This window comes from Nocardiopsis endophytica (genome assembly GCF_027706725.1).
Lineage (GTDB): Bacteria > Actinomycetota > Actinomycetes > Streptosporangiales > Streptosporangiaceae > Nocardiopsis_A > Nocardiopsis_A endophytica.
Window position 1 is genome coordinate 28,569 of sequence record NZ_JAQFWQ010000018.1, and the last position, 19,163, is coordinate 47,731.

11 protein-coding genes are annotated in these 19,163 nt (G+C 73.9%); 8 read left to right on the forward strand and 3 right to left on the reverse strand.

Annotated elements, in window-relative coordinates:
- Positions 1-189 precede the first annotated feature (189 nt).
- From O4J56_RS08660 to O4J56_RS08670, 3 genes are all read left to right on the forward strand, one after another.
- Positions 190-759 (forward strand): ferritin, encoded by a 570-nt coding sequence (locus O4J56_RS08660; RefSeq protein WP_270684981.1) that lies wholly within the window; start codon positions 190-192, stop codon positions 757-759.
- Positions 760-839: 80 nt separating this feature from the next.
- The gene (ybaK, locus tag O4J56_RS08665) at positions 840-1,322 is read left to right on the forward strand and encodes a Cys-tRNA(Pro) deacylase (RefSeq protein ID WP_270684983.1); all 483 of its coding nucleotides are present in this window, start codon (positions 840-842) and stop codon (positions 1,320-1,322) included.
- 344 nt (positions 1,323-1,666) lie between these two features.
- Positions 1,667-2,779, forward strand: a complete 1,113-nt coding sequence (locus O4J56_RS08670) for a TIGR04222 domain-containing membrane protein (protein WP_270684985.1) — start codon at positions 1,667-1,669, stop codon at positions 2,777-2,779.
- Between the two features lie 111 nt (positions 2,780-2,890).
- Here the strand turns inward: O4J56_RS08670 and O4J56_RS08675 are convergent, their stop codons facing one another.
- The gene (locus tag O4J56_RS08675; RefSeq protein ID WP_270684987.1) at positions 2,891-3,508 is read right to left on the reverse strand and encodes a hypothetical protein; all 618 of its coding nucleotides are present in this window, start codon (positions 3,506-3,508) and stop codon (positions 2,891-2,893) included.
- Between the two features lie 188 nt (positions 3,509-3,696).
- Here O4J56_RS08675 and O4J56_RS08680 point away from each other — a divergent pair, with 188 nt between their 5' ends.
- A complete protein-coding gene (locus O4J56_RS08680) occupies positions 3,697-4,161 on the forward strand; it encodes a mycothiol transferase (RefSeq protein WP_270685045.1) in 465 nt (154 codons plus the stop codon).
- 221 nt (positions 4,162-4,382) lie between these two features.
- Here the strand turns inward: O4J56_RS08680 and O4J56_RS08685 are convergent, their stop codons facing one another.
- Together O4J56_RS08685 and dnaE are read right to left on the reverse strand one after the other, a co-directional pair.
- On the reverse strand, positions 4,383-5,261 hold the full coding sequence (locus O4J56_RS08685; RefSeq protein WP_270684989.1) for a PadR family transcriptional regulator: 879 nt from the start codon (positions 5,259-5,261) through the stop codon (positions 4,383-4,385).
- A gap of 221 nt (positions 5,262-5,482) precedes the next feature.
- A complete protein-coding gene (dnaE, locus tag O4J56_RS08690; RefSeq protein ID WP_270684991.1) occupies positions 5,483-9,007 on the reverse strand; it encodes a DNA polymerase III subunit alpha in 3,525 nt (1,174 codons plus the stop codon).
- A gap of 549 nt (positions 9,008-9,556) precedes the next feature.
- On the opposite strand from dnaE, the gene O4J56_RS08695 reads away from it, so the two are divergent.
- The 4 genes from O4J56_RS08695 to fxsT all read left to right on the forward strand — a co-directional run bounded on the left by O4J56_RS08695 (position 9,557) and on the right by fxsT (position 19,141).
- Complete coding sequence (locus O4J56_RS08695) at positions 9,557-11,014, forward strand: aldehyde dehydrogenase (RefSeq protein ID WP_270684992.1); 1,458 nt, start codon at positions 9,557-9,559, stop codon at positions 11,012-11,014.
- Between the two features lie 501 nt (positions 11,015-11,515).
- Positions 11,516-13,447, forward strand: a complete 1,932-nt coding sequence (locus O4J56_RS08700; protein ID WP_270684994.1) for a VMAP-C domain-containing protein — start codon at positions 11,516-11,518, stop codon at positions 13,445-13,447.
- A gap of 13 nt (positions 13,448-13,460) precedes the next feature.
- Positions 13,461-14,579 carry an AAA family ATPase gene (locus O4J56_RS08705; RefSeq protein WP_270684996.1) on the forward strand — a complete coding sequence of 373 codons (1,119 nt, stop codon included), beginning with the start codon at positions 13,461-13,463 and terminating at the stop codon, positions 14,577-14,579.
- The gene (gene fxsT / locus O4J56_RS08710; protein WP_270684997.1) at positions 14,576-19,141 is read left to right on the forward strand and encodes an FxSxx-COOH system tetratricopeptide repeat protein; all 4,566 of its coding nucleotides are present in this window, start codon (positions 14,576-14,578) and stop codon (positions 19,139-19,141) included. The genes O4J56_RS08705 and fxsT overlap by 4 nt, the downstream gene beginning before the upstream one ends.
- Positions 19,142-19,163: the final 22 nt, after the last annotated feature.

Genomic DNA, 19,163 nt, shown 5'->3' on the forward strand with positions numbered 1-19,163 from the left:
TTCGCCCGCCGCACCCCCTTCGGCCCCCGTTCGCCACCGTTCAGGCAAGCCTCACCATAAAAGCATGCAATAAGCCTGGCCTAACTTTGGGAGGGCTAACCTAATTCCTCTCAAGAAAGGCTTCCCTGTGTGGCGAGAATTGCCGTGTATTTGATCGACCCGGCTTTTGGGAAGCGTTATTGTGAGGGCATGGCTTCCACACCGCAGACCACCGAGCACGGCCTTTCCAAGTTCCACCGCCTCCTGCTGGACCAGGTGCGGCACGAGTTCACCGCCTCGCACCAGTACGTGGCGCTGGCGGCCTGGTTCGACGACCGCCACCTGCCCCAGCTCGCGCGGATCTTCTACCGCCAGTCGCTGGAGGAGCGCGACCACGCGATGATGATCGTGCGCTACCTGCTCGACCGGGACGTTCCCACCTCCATCCCCCGGGTCGACGAAATCCAGAACGATTTCGACGCTCCGCGGGACCTGGTGGCCCTCGCCCTGGCCCAGGAGCAGCGCGTGACCGAGCAGTTCCACGTGCTGCAGCGCGTCGCCCGCGAGGAGAACGACTACACCGGCGAGCAGTTCCTCCAGTGGTTCCTCTCCGAGCAGGTGGAGGAGGAGCACAAGATGTCGACCATCCTGGCGGTGCTGGACCGCGCCGCGGGCGGGTCGCTGTTCGAGGTGGAGACCTGGCTGGCGCGCGAGATGCCCGACGAGACGGGCGGCGACGCCGGCGCCCCGGAGACGGCCGGGCCGGCGCTGACCGTGTGAGGGGCGCCGCCCCTCGGCGGCCTCCCCGCCGGGCCCACCGGACCCGGCGGCCCGCTCCGCGGCCGCACTAGGCTGGCCGCGTGAGCGGAAAGGGGACCCCGGCGACCATCGCGGCGAGCCGGGCGAAGATCGAGACGACACTGCACACCTACGAGGCCTCGGGCGACGGCGGCTCCTCCTACGGCGAGGAGGCCGCCGACGCGCTGGGCGTCCCGCGCGACCGCGTGTTCAAGACGCTGGTGGCCGAGGTCGACGGTGTGCTGACGGTGGGCGTGGTGCCGGTCTCGGCCACGCTGGACCTGAAGGCGCTGGCCGCGGCGGCGGGCGGGAAGAAGGCCGCGATGGCCGACCCGAAGGACGCCGAGCGCGCCACCGGGTACGTGCGCGGGGGCATCAGCCCGCTGGGGCAGCGCAAGAGGCTGCGCACGGTGGTGGACGCGTCGGTGGGCGACCACGAGACGGTGTACGTGTCGGCGGGCCGCCGGGGCCTGCAGATGGAGCTGTCCCCCAGGGACCTGCTCGACCTGACCCGCGCCACGACCGGCCCCATCGCCGCGTACTGACGGGCCAGGGGCTACGAACCACGGCCGACGGCGGGCCGGTAGAGGTGCAGGGGCGGCGTCACGGACGGCCCTTCAGCCCCGACTCGATCCGGACCTGGCCCAGGAGGTCCTTGTCCGCGAACCTCCGCGACCCGGCCGGCGGACCGCCGGGGGTCCGACGGCCCCAGGCCGTCTTCCGGTGACGTGGAACTCCGCCCCTCCCTCCCCGCCGTCCGATTCGTGCTCCGGGAGGCCCATCTCCGCCCCGGTGTGTGCTACTTAGCGCAAGGTACTTTTCACCGGACCGTCGCCGTCTTACGGTGGTCTGCATCACATCCGAAGGCGGGACGCGTCAGGGAGGCACGATGGTCCCGGCGGTCGTGCTCGGCACGGTCATCCTCCACGTGCTGACCGCGCTCTGCCTCCTGCTCTCCCGCTGGGGCTACGCCCGCGCCCGCGCCGCCGGCCCGCGGCTCCCCGCCATCGGCGCCGACGAGCTCGACCCGACCGACCTGGGCATGCTCGCGGGTGGCAGGACCCGCCTGGGGGAGGTCGCGCTCGCCGAGCTGTACCTTTCCGCCAAGGTGATCGCGCGCGGCAACGGCGCGGTGTCGCCTCCCGAGCAGGCGCCGCACGGTACGCCCCCGCTCCCCCGCCCTCCGTCCCCCTTCGGCCGGATCATGGGCGCCTCGCTGGAGCCCGGACGCTGCGTCCCGGCCGAGCGCCTGGTCGAGTCGGTGACGCGCGGGGACGCGACCACGGCGGTCCTGTGGCGCCTGCGCCGCCTGGGCCTGTTCTCCGCCCCGGAGACGCTGCGCCGGGTCCGGCGGCTGCGCCGTGCCGCCTGGGCCGTGCACGCGGGCGCCGGTGCGGCAGCGGCCGTGCTCGGCGCCGTGCTGCTGCTGGCGGGCATGCGCCCCGGCCCCGACCCCGTGCACGCGCTGTTCCCTGCCGCCTTCGCCCTGCTGCTGATGGCCTACCCGTTCCTGCTGCACGTTGCGCGGCGGCTGCTGGGCGGGCTGCCCGGCGCGGTGGCGTGCGGCGCGTGCGCGGCCGCCATCGCGCTGGCCGCCGCCCCGCTGCCGCGCGTGGCGCTCGCCGCCCCGGCCCTGTACGGGTGCTGGTTCGGGGTCCACTGGGTGTACCGGGCGACCGGGGGCCGCTTGGGGCCGCGCACGCTCGCCGGGGATGCGCTTCTGGCGGAGGCCCGCGCGGCGGAGACGGCCCCCGGCCCCGTCGGCGCCCTGCGCACGACCGCCTTGGAGGGCTTCCCCGAACTGCGGCGGCGGGGGCCGGGGAACGGTGCACCCCCGCGGCCCCGGGAGGAGGCCTTGGTCCGCTCCTTCGCCGCCGCCTGCGGGCGCGGTCTCGGCCGGGTGGACACCGGCCTGGGCGGAGACTTCGCCGGGGACGGCGGCCGCGGCACCTGGCGCGGCGACGGCGACGCCCCCAAGGTCGAGCGGCACCGCCGCTGGTAGACGGCGGCCGCCCTGCCACGCCCCGACCACCCGTCGTTGATCTCGTGATAACCGACGCTGAAACCGCGCCGGTAGCGTCGTTTCTCCCGAGATCAACGCGATGGGGGACGGCTACTGCGAGGCCTTCTCGGCCTCCTCCTGTTCGGCGGGTACCGCCGCGTCCGCCTCTCCTGCCCGCTCGGCCGCCACGGACTCGACGGGGACGTCCTTGCGCCACGTGCTGACCGCGTCGAACAGTCCGTACTGCAGCACCGCAACGAACGGCCAGATCACCAGGGCCGCCGTCGCGTCCAGACGGAGGCGGTCGGTGAGCACGTCCTGCGGCTCGGCGGCGGCCAGGGCCCGGGCGAAGGCGTCCCCGTCAAGGAGCACTCCGGTGCGCCACATCAGAACGGTGCCCAGCGCCGCCCCCGCGGCCAGGCCGAGCAGGCACGCCATCCGCACGTCGAGCGGCGGCCTGCCCCGGTCGGCCCGGCGGCGGGCCATCCGGTACTGGATGAGGAAGGCGCCGTACCCGGTGGCCATCCCGGCCCCGGCGGCGATGAGGGCGTAGTGGCCCTGGACCGAGAACGCCGTCTCGCTGATGGGGTACGGCAGGGACCGCCCGTCGAGGCCGACGGTGACCTCCGGCCTCGGCGCCAGCCACCACCACAGCACGCCGAGGGGGATCCCGAGGAGCGCGACCGCCCCGAGCACCGCACCGCCCGCGGCCAACCGCCCTCGCACCATCCGGGCGCCCCCTTCCGTTTCCGCTCACACGAATCTATCCCGCTCCGCGGGCCGGAAAACCAGTGGTCCGCCTCGGGGGCCCCGGTGACAATGAGCGCATGGACACGACTTGCGACGGTCAATCCGCGCTCGCCGACCCCGGGGCGTGCCGCCCGGCGCCGCCCCCGGTGTGGGCGGACGAGACCACGATGCTCAGCGCCTTCCTGGACCGGCACCGCGCGTCCGTGCGCCGTGCCTGCGCCGGGCTGTCACCCGCCGCGTCCGCCGCCGCCCCGGTACCGGGCTCGCCGATGCTGACGGTGCGCGGCCTGGTGTCCCACCTGACCTGGTCGGAGCAGCACTGGTTCGAGGCGGTCCTGCTCGGCCGCCCGGACCGGGTGTTCGACCCGCCGGAAGGGGCGCCCGCGCCCGGCCCCGGCGCCGACTGGCGGCCCGACCCCGGCACGGGGCTCGTGGGCCTCATCGGCGCATACGAGGCGCAGTGCGAGCGCTCCCGGACGATCACCGCCCGCCTGGAGCCCCGGTCCGGCGCGCGCCGCTCCCGCGTGGGCGAGCCGCCGGTGACCCTGCGCTGGGTCCTGATCCACATGGTGGAGGAGACAGCGGCCCACGTGGGCCAACTGGAGATGCTGCGGAGGATGGTGGACATGTAGCGCGCCCGCACCCGCCCCGCACGAGACACGTCAGAACGACCGCCGCCGGGCAACGGCGCCGCTCGCAGGACCCATCCCCTTCGGCGTCCTCGACCGGCGCCGGCCCCTCGGCGGATGGGGCTCCGTCCGCGGGCACCGTCCGGCGGACACGGCGAAGGCGGGGCCGCCCCCGTGCGGCCCCGCCTTCCTCATCCGGGCGGGGGCTCCTCACCCCCTGAGGACTACTCCTCTTCGTCCTCGTCCGGCTCCTCCTCGGGGGCGGTGTCGTCCTCGGCGAGGATCCGGTACAGCTCGCGCCGGGTCTCCGACAGCATCCGCTTCGCGCGCTCCTGCTGCTCGGGGGTGCCGACCTGGGCCACCTGGGCGGCCGCGGCCATGAGCTGGTAGGCCAGCGCCTGCACCTCCATCTGGCCGGAGTGCGCGTCCTCGAACTCCTCGGCCGCCGCCTGCCACGGCGGGGTCAGGTCGCCGCCGCGCTCCTCCACGTACGCACGGCCCTCCTCGGTCAGCTCGTAGGGGCGCCGGCGGCCGCCGCCCTCGGTCGTGACCGGGCGGACCAGCCCCTCGTCCTCCAACTGCTGGAGCATCGGGTACACCGACCCGGGGCTGGGCCGCCAGGTGCCGGAGCTGCGCTCCTTGCCCTCGCGGATGATCTCGTAGCCGCTGAGCGGCCCCTCGGCCAGCAGCAGCAGGATTCCGGTGCGCACATCGCCCCGGCGGGCCCGCTGGCCGCGGCGCCCTCCGTGGCCCCCGCGCCCTCCGCCGAACGGGCCGCCCGGCCCGCCGAACCCGAAGGGCGGCCCCCAGGGGCCCGCGGGCGGCGCGGGCGGCCCCGGGGGGACCGGCGGCATGTGCGGCCCGGGGCCTCCGCCGAACGGGCCCTCGGGCGGGCGCCAGCCTCCCCTCCCGTGGCCGTGTGGACGCCCCTCGCCCATCTTCATCCAGTGCTTGAGCGCCCGCCGGGGGTCGAGCTCGCCCCAGGGCGCGGAGCGGCCGCCGCCCCGCCCGTGGTGTTCGGCGCCCGGCCGCGCGTCCCGCGGTCCGTGCGCGTCCTCGTCGTCGCGGCCGCCCCAGGGCCACGGCATCGCCATCGCGGTCATGGTGTCCTCCTCGTTCCGGGGCCGGAGGGTGCGTGCCGCACTACCGACCGGTCCCGATAGGTGGTTTTCTATCTTGATAGTTAACGATATATCGGTACCGATCGCTTGGCAAGTGTGCCGCCGGACACACCTCCGGACACCTCCCGGGCACGACGAAGGCCCCGCCCTCCCCTCCGGGAGAACGGGGCCCAAAACGCGGGTGCCCCGGGCGGGGCCGGGGTCTAGACGCCGCCCAGGCAGTTGGAGCCGAGCAGCGCCTTCAGCTCGCCCATCAGCTCCGGCGACGGGCTCACCCGAAGCCCCTCGTCCAGCGCGAACACCGTGGTGCGGGGCCCATTGTGCACCTGCAGGTGCACCTGGGTCTGCCCCTTGTTCCGGGACAGGATGTCGCGGAACTCCGAGATGGTGCCCTTCTGCACCCGGGAGATCGGCATCGACACCACCACCGGCTGCTCCTTGCCCACCTGCGACAGGTCCGGCTGGATGACCTCCATCGCGATCAGCTTGGGCACGTCCTCGCGCCGGTCCAGCCGCCCCTTGACGAACAGCACCGCGTCCTCGGCCAGCACGTGCGAGCACAGCTGGTAGGTGTTGGGGAAGATCATGCAGTCGACCGCGCCGCCCAGGTCCTCCAGCTGGGCCATCGCCCAGCTGTTCCCCTGCTTGGTGATCTTGCGGGTCAGCCCCGACAGCAGCCCGCCCACGGTCACCATGGTGCCGTCGGACCGGTCGGCCAGGTCGGCCACCGAGCAGTCGGCGTTGGAGGCCAGCAGGTTCTCCAGCCCCAGCAGCGGGTGGTCGGACACGTACAGGCCCAGCATCTCCCGCTCGAAGGCCAGCAGCGTGGTCTTGTCCCACTCGCCCTCGGGGATGTCCGGCACCACCTGGATGCCCGACTCCGGCTCGGCGATCCCGCCGAACAGCGAGTCCTGCCCCGCCGCCTCGGCGCGCTTGTGCCCGATGATGGCGTCGATGGCCTGCTCGTGCACGAGCACCAGGCCCTTGCGCGGCTCGCCGAACTCGTCGAACCCGCCCGCCTTGATCAGCGACTCCACCACGCGCTTGTTGCAGACCTGCTGGGGCACCTTGTCCAGGAAGTCGGCGAAGGAGGTGAAGCGCCCCTTCTCCTTGCGCGCCTTGACGATGCCCTCGACGACGTTGGTGCCGACGTTGCGCACCGCCGACAGGCCGAAGCGGATCTCCTTCTCCCCGCGCGGGGTGAACGTGGCGTGGGACTCGTTGACGTCCGGCGGCAGCACGTTGATGCCCATGCGGCGGCACTCGTTCAGGTAGAGCGCGCTCTTGTCCTTGTCGTCGCCGACCGAGGTGAGCACCGCGGCCATGTACTCGGCCGGGTAGTTCGCCTTCAGGTAGGCGGTCCAGTACGACACCAGCCCGTAGGCGGCCGAGTGCGCCTTGTTGAAGGCGTAGTCGGAGAAGGGGACGAGGATGTCCCACAGGGTCTTGATCGCCTCGTCGGAGTAGCCGTTCTTCTTCATCCCCTCGCTGAACGGCTTGAACTCGCGGTCGAGGACCTCCTTCTTCTTCTTGCCCATGGCGCGGCGGAGCAGGTCCGCTTCGCCGAGCGTGTACCCGGCGAGCTTCTGGGCGATCTGCATGACCTGCTCCTGATACACGATCAGGCCGTAGGTCGTGCCGAGGATCTCCTCCAGCGCATCGGCCAGCTCCGGGTGGATCGGGGTGATCTCCTGCTGGCCGTTCTTGCGCAGGGCGTAGTTGATGTGCGAGTTGGCGCCCATGGGGCCGGGCCGGTACAGGGCGCCGACGGCGGAGATGTCCTCGAAGTGGTCGGGCTTCATCTGCCGCAGCAGCGCGCGCATCGGGCCGCCGTCGAACTGGAAGACCGCCAGGGTGTCGCCGCGCTGCAGCAGGTCGAACGTGGGCCCGTCGTCCAGGGTCAGGTCGAGCAGCTCGACCTTCTCGCCCCGGTTGGCCTCGATGTTCTTGATGCAGTCGTCCATGATGGTCAGGTTGCGCAGCCCGAGGAAGTCCATCTTCATCAGGCCGAGCGTCTCGCAGGTCGGGTAGTCGAACTGCGTGATGATGACCCCGTCGGAGTCGCGCATCATGACCGGGATGTGGTCGGTGATGGTCTCCGAGCTCATGATGACGCCCGCGGCGTGCACGCCGGTCTGCCGGATCAGCCCTTCGAGGCCCTGGGCCAGGTCCATGACCTGCTTGACCTCGACGTCCTCCTCGTACAGCTTGCGCAGCTCGCCCGCCTCGTTGTACCGGGCGTGCTTCTCGTCGAAGATGCCGGTCAGCGGGATGTCCTTGCCCATCACGGCCGGGGGGAACGCCTTGGAGACGCGGTCGCCCAGCGCGTAGGGGAAGCCCAGGACGCGCGAGGCGTCCTTGATGGCGGCCTTGGCCTTAATGGTGCCGAAGGTCGCGATCATGGCGACCTTGTCCTCGCCGTACTTCTCGGTGACGTACCGGATGACGTCGCCGCGCCGGCGCTCGTCGAAGTCGATGTCGATGTCGGGCGGGGACTCGCGCTCGGGGTTGAGGAACCGCTCGAAGATCAGGCTGTGCGGGATGGGGTCGAGGTCGGTGATGCCGAGCGCGTAGGCCAGCAGCGACCCCGCGGCCGACCCGCGCCCCGGGCCCACGGCGATGCCGTTCTCCTTGGCCCAGTTGATGAAGTCGGCGACCACGAGGAAGTAGGACGGGTACCGCTTCTGGACGATGACGTCGATCTCGTACTCGGCCTGCTCGACGTAGCCGTCGGGGATGCCCTCGGGGAAGCGCCGCTCCAGCCCCTGCATGACCTGCTTGTGGAAGAAGCTCTCCTCGGTCTCGCCCTCGGGCCAGGGGAGCTTGGGCATCAGGTCGTAGTAGTCGAACATCCCGGTGGTGTCGACCATCTCGGCGATGGCCAGGGTGTTCCTGCACCCCTCCAGCCATGCGTCGGAGGTGTCGATGGCCCGCATCTGCTCGGCGGTCTTCAGGTAGTAGCCGGACCCGCCGAACTTGAACCGGTTCTCGTCGGCGAGCTTGGACCCGGTCTGGATGCACAGCAGCGCGTCGTGGGCGTCGCGCTCGTTCTCGTAGGTGTAGTGCGAGTCGTTGGTGACGACGAACCGCAGGTCGAGCTGCTTGGCGATGGTCAGCAGGCCCTCGCGCACACGGCGCTCGATGTCCAGGCCGTGGTCCATCAGCTCGACGAAGAAGTTCTCCGGGCCGAAGATGTCCTTGTAGTCGGAGGCGGCCTGCAGCGCCTCGTCGAACTGGCCCAGCCGCAGGCGGGTCTGCACCGCGCCGGAGGGGCAGCCGGTGGTGGCGATGATCCCGCCGGCGTGCTCGGAGATGAGCTCCTTGTCCATGCGGGGCTTGCGGAAGAAGCCCTCGGTGGAGGCGCGCGAGTTGAGCTTGAAGAGGTTGTGCAGCCCCTCCTTGTTCCGCGCCCACATGGTCATGTGGTTGAAGGCGCCGCCACCGGAGACGTCGTCGCTCTTCTGGCTGGGGTCGCCCCAGCGGACCGGCTTCTTGTGGTACCGCGACTCCGGCGCGACGTAGGCCTCCACGCCGATCACCGGGGTGATCCCCGCCGCCTGCGCCTGTTTGTAGAAGTCGTAGGCGCCGTGCATGTTCCCGTGGTCGGTCATGGCGACCGCGGGCATCTTCTCCTGCTGGGCGACCTCGAAGAGGTTCTTCAGCTTCGCCGCACCGTCCAGCATCGAGTACTCGGTGTGGACGTGCAGGTGGACGAAGGGATCGGCCATTGCGCGGGGTTCCCCTCAAGCGAGTCGGTGGGACGGCGGACGACTCCTGAGCCTACGACCATCGCACGGGTGCCGGAGCGCCTCCGCGCCGCGCCGGCGGTGTCCCGAGGAACACATCCCCCGGAGGCGCGGCAGCGTCCCCGCCACGACCTGGGCGGGCCCGCACGGCCCGGCTCCGGCGGGCCGCAGGACGGTCGGCCCGGTTCCCCCGTTCCGGCCCCACCTTGACCCCGCGCGCTACGACGGCATCCCGCAGACCCGCCGCGGGTCCATACGGGGCGCCCGGCCCACTCATACCAGGCATGACGGGCACCGAGAGAGGGCCAGGCCGTCCCGCGTCGTGAAATCGACGCTTTTATGCAGATCAGGTGGCGATTCCACCACCCAGGACGCCCCCCGCACCCCACGCCCCCCGGCGACGATCTCGACGGACAGGGGGCCGGACCACTATCGATAACCAGTTTCAGGAATCGATCCCGTGCGCCCGTCTAGCCTTCTCCATGCGCGGAATGCAGACTGAAACCTGTTCTGCATATCCAGGGAGGCGTGATGACGACGCACGACCGGCTCTTCATCGACGGACGGTGGGCCGCGCCCGCGGGTGACGGGGTGCTCCGGGTGAACTGCCCCCACGACGGGCGGACCGTCGGGTCGGCCCCCGAGGGCACCCCAGCCGACATCGACCTCGCCGTGGACGCCGCCCGCAGGGCCGCCGACTCCGGGCCCTGGCCGCGGACCTCCCCCGCCGAGCGGGCCGCGGCCCTCGGGAGGCTGGCCGAGGCGTTCGGCCGGCGCACCGGCGACCTCGCCGAGCTCATCACCGCCGAGATGGGCAGCCCCCTGTCCTTCTCGCAGCTCGCCCAGGCCCCGCTCGCCCACGCGGTGCTGGAGTACTACGCGGGCCTGGCCGACCAGGTCGACTGGGGCGATGTCCGGCCGGGGCTGCTCGGGCCCGTTCACGTCGAGCGCGAGCCCGCCGGGGTGGCCGCGGCGATCGTGCCGTGGAACGTGCCGCAGTTCCTCATCGCCGCCAAGATCGCCCCCGCGCTGCTGGCCGGGTGCACGGTGGTGGTCAAGCCCGCACCTGAGACGCCCCTCGACCCGTACCTGCTGGCCGAGGCCGCCCAAGAGGCGGACCTGCCGCCGGGCGTGCTCAACATCGTGGCGGGCGGGCGCGAGACGGGCGAGCACCTGGTGGCCCACCCGGGCGTGGACCATGTCGCCTTCACCGGCTCGACCGCCGCCGGGCGCCGCATCGGCGCGCTGTGCGGCGAACGCCTGAAGGGCTGCAGCCTCGAACTGGGCGGCAAGTCGGCCGCGGTGATCCTGGACGACGCCGACCTCGACGCCTACCTGGCGATGCTGCCGCTCACGGCGCTGCTCAACAACGGGGAGGCGTGCATCGCCCAGGCGCGCGTGCTCGCGCCCCGCGCGCGCTACGACGAGGTGGTGGAGGCGGTCTCGGAGAAGGTGGCCTCGCTGCGCGTCGGCGACCCGGCCGACCCCGCGACCGAGGTGGGGCCGCTGGTCTCGGAGCGCCAGCGCGAACGCGTCGAGGGCTACATCGCGCTCGGCCTCAAGGAGGGCGCCCGCATCACCACGGGCGGGGGACGCCCGAAGGGCGGGGGCCGGGACCGCGGGTTCTACGTGGAGCCGACCGTCTTCGCCGACGCGGGCAACGACATGCGCATCGCGCGCGAGGAGATCTTCGGCCCGGTCGTCGTGGTGGTGCCCTACGACGGCGAGGGGCCGGAGGGGGACGACGAGGCGGTGCGCCTGGCCGACGACAGCGAGTACGGGCTGGCGGGGTCGGTGTGGACGTCCGACCCCGAGCGGGGCCTGGCGGTGGCGCGCAGGGTGCGCGCGGGGACGTTCGGCGTCAACGCCTACAACATCGACGTGAACACGCCGTTCGGCGGGCGCAAGGCGAGCGGGGTCGGCAGCGAGTTCGGCCCGGAGGGGCTCGACGAGTACCTGCGGTGGAAGTCGATCCCGACCCTCGGGTGACGAGCACGGCCGCCCTGGAGAAACGCCGCTTCCCTCAGGAAGAACGGTGTCACGCCGGTGGGGCGGGGCGCCGCTGGCCGAGGCCGCGACGGCGGCTCGGCCCCGCCCCAGGGCCGTCACCGGCGGGCCGACCCGGCCGGCCGCCGATCACACCGCTCCAACGGACGCGACCACCGGGGACTCGGCTCGGCCGCCGACGCTTCGGGGCACCCGCCTTCGGCCCCTCCCCGGCGCACCGCCCTCACCTCCACTGACGCGCAAGGGCCCAGGTGAACCGCCATTCTGGTCGCGGCGGGCGCATACCCTCCCCTCCCTCCCACTCCCCCCTTTGATAACCGCTCCGTAACGGCCGGGAGGCGCCCCCGTTCCGCCCTCACCTCCCCTACCTGCGATTTTCCAGTAGCCGAATCCCTACATAGCGTATTCACGACCGCGACGGGAACAATAAGGAGCCAACCGAATCACACACCTTGGACAACCGCAGAAAGAGACCGCGCCACGGTGGCTTCTCCTTCCCACCCCCTCACCCCCGCACCGCTCTCCCTCCCCACGTGGCAGGTACGGATCCCCACCCTCCATGGTGCGGTCGCCGGCGGCGGCGTCGTCCTGCCCGGCGGCCGGATCCTCACCTGCGCCCACGTCGTCGACGCCGCGCTGGAGCGCCCCCGCGGGCAGGCGCCTCCGGCGCGGGCCGCCGCCGTGCCCGTCGAGGTGCCCGGCGCGGGCGGGTTCACCCGCCGCACGGCCCGGGTCGACCCCGACGCCTGGGACCCGGCCGGGGACACCGCGGTGCTGCTCCTGGACCCGGCGCCCGGCGCCGCCGACCCCGAGCCCGCGGTGCTGCGCGGCGTCATGGAGCGGATCCGGCGCACCCGGCGGCCCCGGGCGGTGCACGTGCGCGGCCACCCCGCCCGGTACGCCGCCGACGCCCCGTTCGGGCTCAGCGCCTTCGGCCGGGTGGTCGGCGACGGGGTGCGCGCCGGCGCCGCCCAGCTCGACCTGGACCCGGGCGGGCCGATGGGGATCCTGCCCGGGTTCAGCGGGTGCGGGGTGCTGGACGTGGAGGAGGGCGCGGTGATGGGCATCGTGGGACAGGCGCTGGTGGGGCCGGACGGCGGGGGCGGCCGGCTGGCCGCGGTGGTGCCGGTCGAGGCCGTCCCGTCGCTGTCCCCGCTGGCCGCCGACCCCGGGCGGCAGGGGGTGGAGCGCGCGCTGGGGGCGGTGCCGTTCGGCGACGCGGCCGCCGCCTACCGGGCCGCGACGGCCTCCCGCGCCTTGGAGGGGGCGCCGTTCCGCACGGCCCTGGAGGCCTTCGACCACCTGAGCGGCCTGGCCCCGCGCGGGGACGGGCTTCCCCTGGAGGTGGTCTTCGCCGAGGAGGCGGCCCGGCTCGGTATCGGCGACCCGGCGGTGCTGCGCGCCTACGCCGACACCCGCGGGCCGGGCGAGGTGCCCCGGGAGGCGCTGCTGCGGCTGCGCGGCGGCCCGGCGCCGGCGGCGCGCGCCGGTGCCCGCCTGGAGTTCATCGCCGAGCCGCTGCCCGGCCCGCCGGGACGGCCGCGCCGGTACGAGCTGCACGCGCGCGTGCGCGCCGGGGGCACGGTGACGCCGCACGGCGCGCTCCGGGTGGACGCGGGCGGCCTGCGCCCGGCCGTGCTGGACATGGTCACCGACGTCGAGCGGATGCTGGAGCAGCGCTCGCGCGCGCACGCCCCGGAGCTGGCCCTGGAGTTCGTCCTCCCTTTCGAGCTGCTCATTTCCGGCGACGTGCCGCACTGGAGGATCAGGACCCCGATGAGCCCTTATGGGGAGCGGCTGGGCAGCGCGTATGAAATCGTTCTCCACAGTTACGAGCGGCAGCGGGCGCGGCAATGGAGCCGCGCCCGGCGGCAGCGGCGGCGCCGGATCGAACACGTGACCGGGAGCGGCCAGGGGCGGGTGCGGAGGATCGGGGCCCACCACCGGGCCGCCGGGCCGCTGCACGACCGGCTCAGCGACCCGTCGGTCGCGGTGTGCCTGCTGGTCGAAGGGGGTGCGCACGGTCTCCGGGAGGCGCTCGCCGCGGCCCTGGAATCGGGCGTGCCGGTGGTCGCCTGGCGGGCCCCGGCGGCGCGCCGGGCCCCGCCCCCGCGGCGCCCGGCCGAGGAGCGTGAGAACACGGCGCCCATTCCTCCGTTGGAGAACGAGTACGCTTTCGATACCTTGATTTCCCGAGAGCGTCACCGGCTCACCCGAGAGGAGATCGACGCCCTCCCGAAACGCCTGCTCGAATGGCGTATCGCGGCCACCGATACCGACATTTCCGACGCGACGACCACGAATACCGGCGACCCCTTCGACATCGCACTTCTCAGCGACCTCACCGGCCCCGCCGCCGAGGAGCGCGGGCCCGGGGCCATCGCCGCCCCCGAGGAGACCCCGGACAGCGAATAGGGAGGTCCCGCCGATGACGTCCGCCCCGGAGCCCGGCCCCGGGCGGCCCGAGAGCGGCCCCGCGTTCCCCTCCTGGTGGATCTACCGGGGCACCGGAACGCCGAGCCCGTACGCGCCGCCGCTGGGCGAGCGGCTCCCCCCGCCGCCGCCGTGGCGCCGCTTCCCCGGGATTCCGGACGGGTCGGAACCTCCGATCGACGAGGCTGAAATGGAGCGGGTGCTGGGGCCGGGGCACGGCGCGCGGACGCGCCGGCTCTCCGAGGCCGAGACGGCGGTGGCCGACGCCGTCAACGCGGCCCTGCTGCTGCGCCGCCCGCTGCTGGTCACCGGGCGCCCCGGGGTGGGCAAGTCGAGCCTGGCCTACCGCGTCTCCCGGGAGCTGGGCCTGGGCCGCGTGCTGCGCTGGTCGGTCACCAGCCGCACCTCCCTGGCCGACGGCCTGTACTCCTACGACCCGCTGGCCCGCATCCACGACATCAGCGCCGACGCCGCGGCGCTGGGGCCCGAGGCCGCCGAGCGCGAGGTGCGCCGCCCGATCGGGGACTACCTGCGGCTCGGGCCGCTGGGGACCGCGCTCCTCCCGGCCGAGCTGCCCCGGGTGCTGGTCATCGACGAGTTCGACAAGGGCGACGCCGACCTGGCCGACGACCTGCTGGACGTGATGGAGAACGGTCGGTTCCGCATCCCCGAGCTGGCGCGGCTGGGCGCCTCCCGGCCGGAGGTCGCCGTGCCCACCGACGACCCCGGGCGCACCGCGACCGTGCGCAACGGCGAGGTCGTCTGCCGCGAGTTCCCGTTCATCGTCATCACCAGCAACTCCGAGCGCCCCTTCCCGGCCGCGTTCCGCCGCCGCTGCCTGCCGGTGGAGCTGCCGCCGCCCACGCAGGAGCAGCTCGCCGAGATCGTCGCCGCGCACTTCTCCGGCCGCGACGCCGCCGCCGACCGGGAGCTGATCCGCGCGTTCGTGGAGCGCTCGGCGGGCAAGGGCGGCCTGTCCATCGACCAGCTACTCAACTCGGTCCATCTCGTTAGTTCCGATGTCCGCGCGCGTGCCACATCCTGGGATCCGAATGCCTGGCAGCACGTACTCGACGTGATCTGGCAACGCCTGACCGAAACGGGCCCTGAGTGAGCGCGCGAGGCGAGCGACCCCGCCCGCGGGCCGAGCAGCCGCGGGCCGAGGGGGCGGAGCGGGAGCCGCCCCCCGATGAGGCGTACCCGCAGGACACCGCGGAAGGCCCCCTGTGGTGGGAGGTCGCCGACGCGGTGTGGCTGGCCGCGCGCAGCGGCGGCGCCCCGGACGCCGCCGGGGGCCCACCGCCGCCCGCGCCGCACGGCGCGCCCGCCCGGCAGGAGGCCGGCCCGGACGCCCCCGAGGGCTCCCCCGGCGCGGACGACGAACCGCTCGCTCCGCCCGGCCTCCCCGGGGAGCCCGGGCCCACCGCCGACGCCCCCGGTGACGGCACTCCCGGTTCCGCAGGGGCCCCGCCCGGTGCCGGAGCGCCCTTCTCACCCGTCCGCCCCGACCGCGGCGGGCAGGACGACCTGGCCGTCCCCGGCCCCGCCGCCGGGCCCGCCTCCGACCTGCCCGATCCGCAGGGCCTGGTGCGCGCCCTGCTCCGGCTGCGCCGCACCCGCCTGCGCCCCGGCGCCGGGCCGCTGGACGAGCACGCCACCGCCGAGGGGTACGCCGAGCGCGCGCTGGCCCACCCCTCCGGCCCCGGGGCCCGCGGCGTCCCGCTGCTGCCCCGCTTCTCCGGGGAGCCCGCCTCCCCCGACTCCCTCACCGTGCTCGTGGACGCGGGCCTGTCCATGCTCGTGCACGAGCCCCGGGTGAAGCGGTTCCTGGAGCTGCTGGCGCCGCTGAAGGTGTGCGCCCGCACCCGCGTCCTGCGCATGGACTCCGACAAGGCCTGGCACGACGACCTGGTGCTGCGCTCCGAGCACGGCCCCGCCCCCTCCCCCCGGCGTCTCGTCGCCGACGGCGGGAGCCACGTGGTGCTCGTGCTCACCGACGGCGTCGGCGAGGGGTGGCACCGGGGGGCGGTCCCGGTGTGGCTGGCCCGCTGGGGGCGCACCGCCGCGGTCGGCGTCGTCCAGCTCCTCGACCGGGCCCAGTGGCCGCGCACCGGCATCCGCCCCCGGCTTGCGGTGCTGCGCCCGCCCGAGGACCCCGGGCCCGCCGTGGCCCCCAACGCCGCCTACCGGACCGTGCCCGCCGCGCCGGTCGACGGCCTCGCCGAGCCCTTCGGACCGGGGCGGCCCGGCGCCGCCCCGGACGGCGCGGTGCCGGTGCCCGTGGTCCCGCTCGACACCGATGAGCTGGGCGCCTGGGCCGGTTTCGTGTCCCAGCGCCCGGAGGCCCACGAGCTGAACGCCTCGGTGCTCTACGCCGAGGAGGCGACCGGCGACCCGCCCCCGTCGGCCCAGCCCCGCCCGCTGGTGCGGCGCGGCGCCGGCCCCGACCCGGCGGACGCCGGCGAGCTGGTGGCGCGGTTCCGGGAGACGGCCTCCGCACCGGCGCTGGAGCTGGCCGTGTGCCTGGCGGCGGTGCCGCTGAACCTGCCGACGGCGCACGCGGTGCGGGCGCGCTTCGTGCCCGAGGCCACCGCCTCCGACCTGGCCGAGGCGCTGTGGTCGGGGCTGGTGGTGCGGCGCCCCGGAGGCATCCCCATCACCCGCGCCGACCAGGTGTCGCTGGGCTTCCGTCCGGGGGTGCGCGCCGCCCTGCTGGCCTCGGGGGGCACCCGCGAGCGGATCCGGGCGCTGCTCGCCCTGGCCGCCGAGCGGTTCGCCGGAGCGGCCCCGTGGATGGAGGCGTTCGCGGCGCTGCTGCACGGGCGCACCTTCGACCCGGCGCTGCCGCCCGTCCACGACGAGACCGCGCCCATCGCCCGCGCGCTGCGGCCCGCGATGCGGGCACTGCCCGGGGTGATGCGGACGGCCGCCGACCTGTGGGACGTGGCCCCGGCGGGCGGGACCGGGCCCGCGGGCCCCGAGCACGAGCGGGCGCGCGAGCCGGCGCCCGCGCACCACCAGGAACGACCAGAACAGAGGGACGACGTGGCTGCTGGAGATTCCGTGTTCCCTGGAGCCGGCCGTGGCGGGGCGCCCGCCGCGCAGCGCCCGGGAGTGCCCGCCCAAGAGGCACGCCCGGAGCGCCCCGCCGCACCGGAGCCGCCACGGCCCCCCGGGCAGCGCGGCCGTCCGGCCGTCTGGGGCAGGGTCCCGCCCCGCAACCCGTCCTTCGTGGGCCGCCACGACCTGCTGGAGGAGCTGGCCCGGCGGCTGGCCTCGGGGGACACGCACATCCTGCCGCAGGCCCTGCGCGGCATGGGCGGCGTGGGCAAGACCCAGCTGGCCACCGAGTTCGCCTGGCGCCACCGCGACGAGTACGACCTGGTTTGGTGGATCCCCGCGGACACCCCCACCCAGATCCAGCAGTCGCTCATCGATCTGGCCCCGCGGCTGGGCGTGGACATCGACCGCGACCCGACGAGCATCTCCCGGTCGGTCCTGGAGGCACTGCGCTCCGGCGAGCCCCACAGCGACTGGCTGCTGGTGTACGACAACGCCGCCGACCCCGAGGACGTGCGGCCGCTGCTGCCCAGCGGCGGTCCGGGGCAGGTGCTCATCACCTCGCGGTCCTCGCAGTGGCGCAACGCCGGCGGGAACCTGCTGGAGGTCGACGTCTTCCGGCGCGAGGAGAGCATCGAGCTGCTGCGCAAGCGCGGCCCGGAGGCGCTGACCGGGCCCGACGCCGACCTGATCGCCGACAAGCTGGGCGACCTGCCGCTGGCGGTGGAACAGACGGCCGTGTGGCTGTACGAGACCATGATGGACCCGCGGGACTGGCTGGAGGTGTTCGACGAGAAGCAGGAGGAGCTGCTGACCAGCGTCGCGCCGTCGCCGGACTACCCGTGGACGGTCGGGGCGACCATGAACATGGCGCTGGACCGGCTCTACCAGACCGACCCGGCGGCCCTGCGGCTGCTGCAGGTGTGCGCCTTCCTGGCCCCCCAGCCGATCTCGCGCCGCCTGTTCAACGGCGCGCGGAACGTGGAGGGGCCCAGAGAGCTCCAGGAGATCCTGTCGGACCCGGCGGTGCGCCTGGGCCGGGTGCTGCGCAGCATCGACCGCTACGCGCTGGCCCGGATGGACCACCGCAACGGCACCTTCCAACTGCACAAACTGGTGCAGGAGACGCTGAAGCTGCCGCTGACCGAGGAGCAGCGGGCGGAGTACCGGCACTGCGCCCACCAGCTGCTGGCCAACTACGAGCCGGGCGACCCCGAGTCGGTGGCGGACTGGCCGCGCTACGCCGAGCTGCAGCCGCACGTGTGGGAGACCGAGCAGTGGGACTGCCAGAGCCCGTGGTGCCGCCAGCTGGTCATCAACCAGGCCCAGTTCCTCATGCTGTGGGGGCGGCTGCGGGCCTCCCGGACCCTGGCCGAGACCGCGATCCGGCACTGGACCCACCACCTGGGCGACGAGGAGCCGCAGACCCTCCGGCTCCAGGCCCTCTACGCCGTGCTGCTGTCGATGTTCGGCGACTTCGACGACTCGCACGAGCTGACCCTGCACGTGGTGGACAGCCTCACCCGCCTGTACGGCCCCGACGACGCCGAGACGCTCCGGGTCAGCAACGACCTGCCGACGGACCTGCGCAACCTGGGGCGCTTCCATGAGGCCGTGGAGGTCAGCGAGCGGATCCTGGCGAGCCAGGAGCGCCTCATGGGGCGCGACGACCCGGTGACGCTGCAGGTGGCGCACATCCACGCGGTGGGCCTGCGGCTGATCGGCCGCTTCGACGAGGCCATGGAGATCGACCGGTACAACCTGCAGCGCCGCATCGAGATCCTCGGCCCCGAGAACCTGCGCACCCTGTCCAGCGAGTACTGCCTGGCGCTCGGCCACATGGAGTCGGGCGACTACTGGCGCGCCCTGGACATCATGGAGGGGTCGCGGACCGTCATCGAGCGCAACTATCCGGCCGACAACCAGTTCCGGCTGGGGGCGCTGCTGGTGCTGGCCGCGATCCTGCGCCGCATCGGGCGCCTGGAGGAGGCGCTGGACATCTCCGACGAGACCTACCGCCTCTACCTGGAGCGCGAGGGCCCCGACTCCCTGTTGTCCCTCCAGGCGACCGGCTGCCACGCGGTCGCCCTCCGCGCGGTGGGCGAGCACGACCAGGCGCTGACCCTGTCCGAGCGCGCGCTGAACGCGCTGCGCGCCGCCTACGGCGAGGACCACCCGCTGCCCGCCGACGCGGCCGTCAACCACGCCGTCATCCTGCGGCTGGTGGGACGGCTGGAAGAGGCCAAGAAGCTGGACGAGCAGGCGCTGCGGGTGCACGAGGCGCGGCTGGGGCACGAGCACCCCAACACCGTCGCCAACGCGGTCAACCTCGCCAGCGACCTGTTCGCCCTGGGCCGCCCCGAGCAGGCGCTGGAACAGGACGCCCGCACGCACCGCACCGCGCGCGAGGTCCTGGGCGAGAACCATCCGCTGACGCTGGTGGTGTGGCGGAACCTGCTGCTGGACCGGGCCGCGGTGGAGGGCACCGTCCCCGAGGAGGAGCGCGCGGCGATGATCGCCCGCTACGGCGAGGTGTTCGGGCCCGAGCACCCGGCGACCAGGTCGGCCGAACGGGACGTGCGCGGCAACTGCGACCTGATGCTGAACCTGCTCTGAGAGCGGGCCGCGCCGAGGCGGC

Bases quoted from the DNA above. Each gene is read 5' to 3' on its own strand.
- O4J56_RS08660 (WP_270684981.1), top strand. From the start codon at position 190: ATGGCTTCCACACCGCAGACCACCGAGCACGGCCTTTCCAAGTTCCAC.
- O4J56_RS08670 (WP_270684985.1), top strand. From the start codon at position 1,667: ATGGTCCCGGCGGTCGTGCTCGGCACGGTCATCCTCCACGTGCTGACC.
- O4J56_RS08675 (WP_270684987.1), bottom strand. From the start codon at position 3,508: ATGGTGCGAGGGCGGTTGGCCGCGGGCGGTGCGGTGCTCGGGGCGGTC.
- O4J56_RS08680 (WP_270685045.1), top strand. From the start codon at position 3,697: ATGCTCAGCGCCTTCCTGGACCGGCACCGCGCGTCCGTGCGCCGTGCC.
- O4J56_RS08685 (WP_270684989.1), bottom strand. From the start codon at position 5,261: ATGACCGCGATGGCGATGCCGTGGCCCTGGGGCGGCCGCGACGACGAG.
- dnaE (WP_270684991.1), bottom strand. From the start codon at position 9,007: ATGGCCGATCCCTTCGTCCACCTGCACGTCCACACCGAGTACTCGATG.
- O4J56_RS08695 (WP_270684992.1), top strand. From the start codon at position 9,557: ATGACGACGCACGACCGGCTCTTCATCGACGGACGGTGGGCCGCGCCC.
- O4J56_RS08705 (WP_270684996.1), top strand. From the start codon at position 13,461: ATGACGTCCGCCCCGGAGCCCGGCCCCGGGCGGCCCGAGAGCGGCCCC.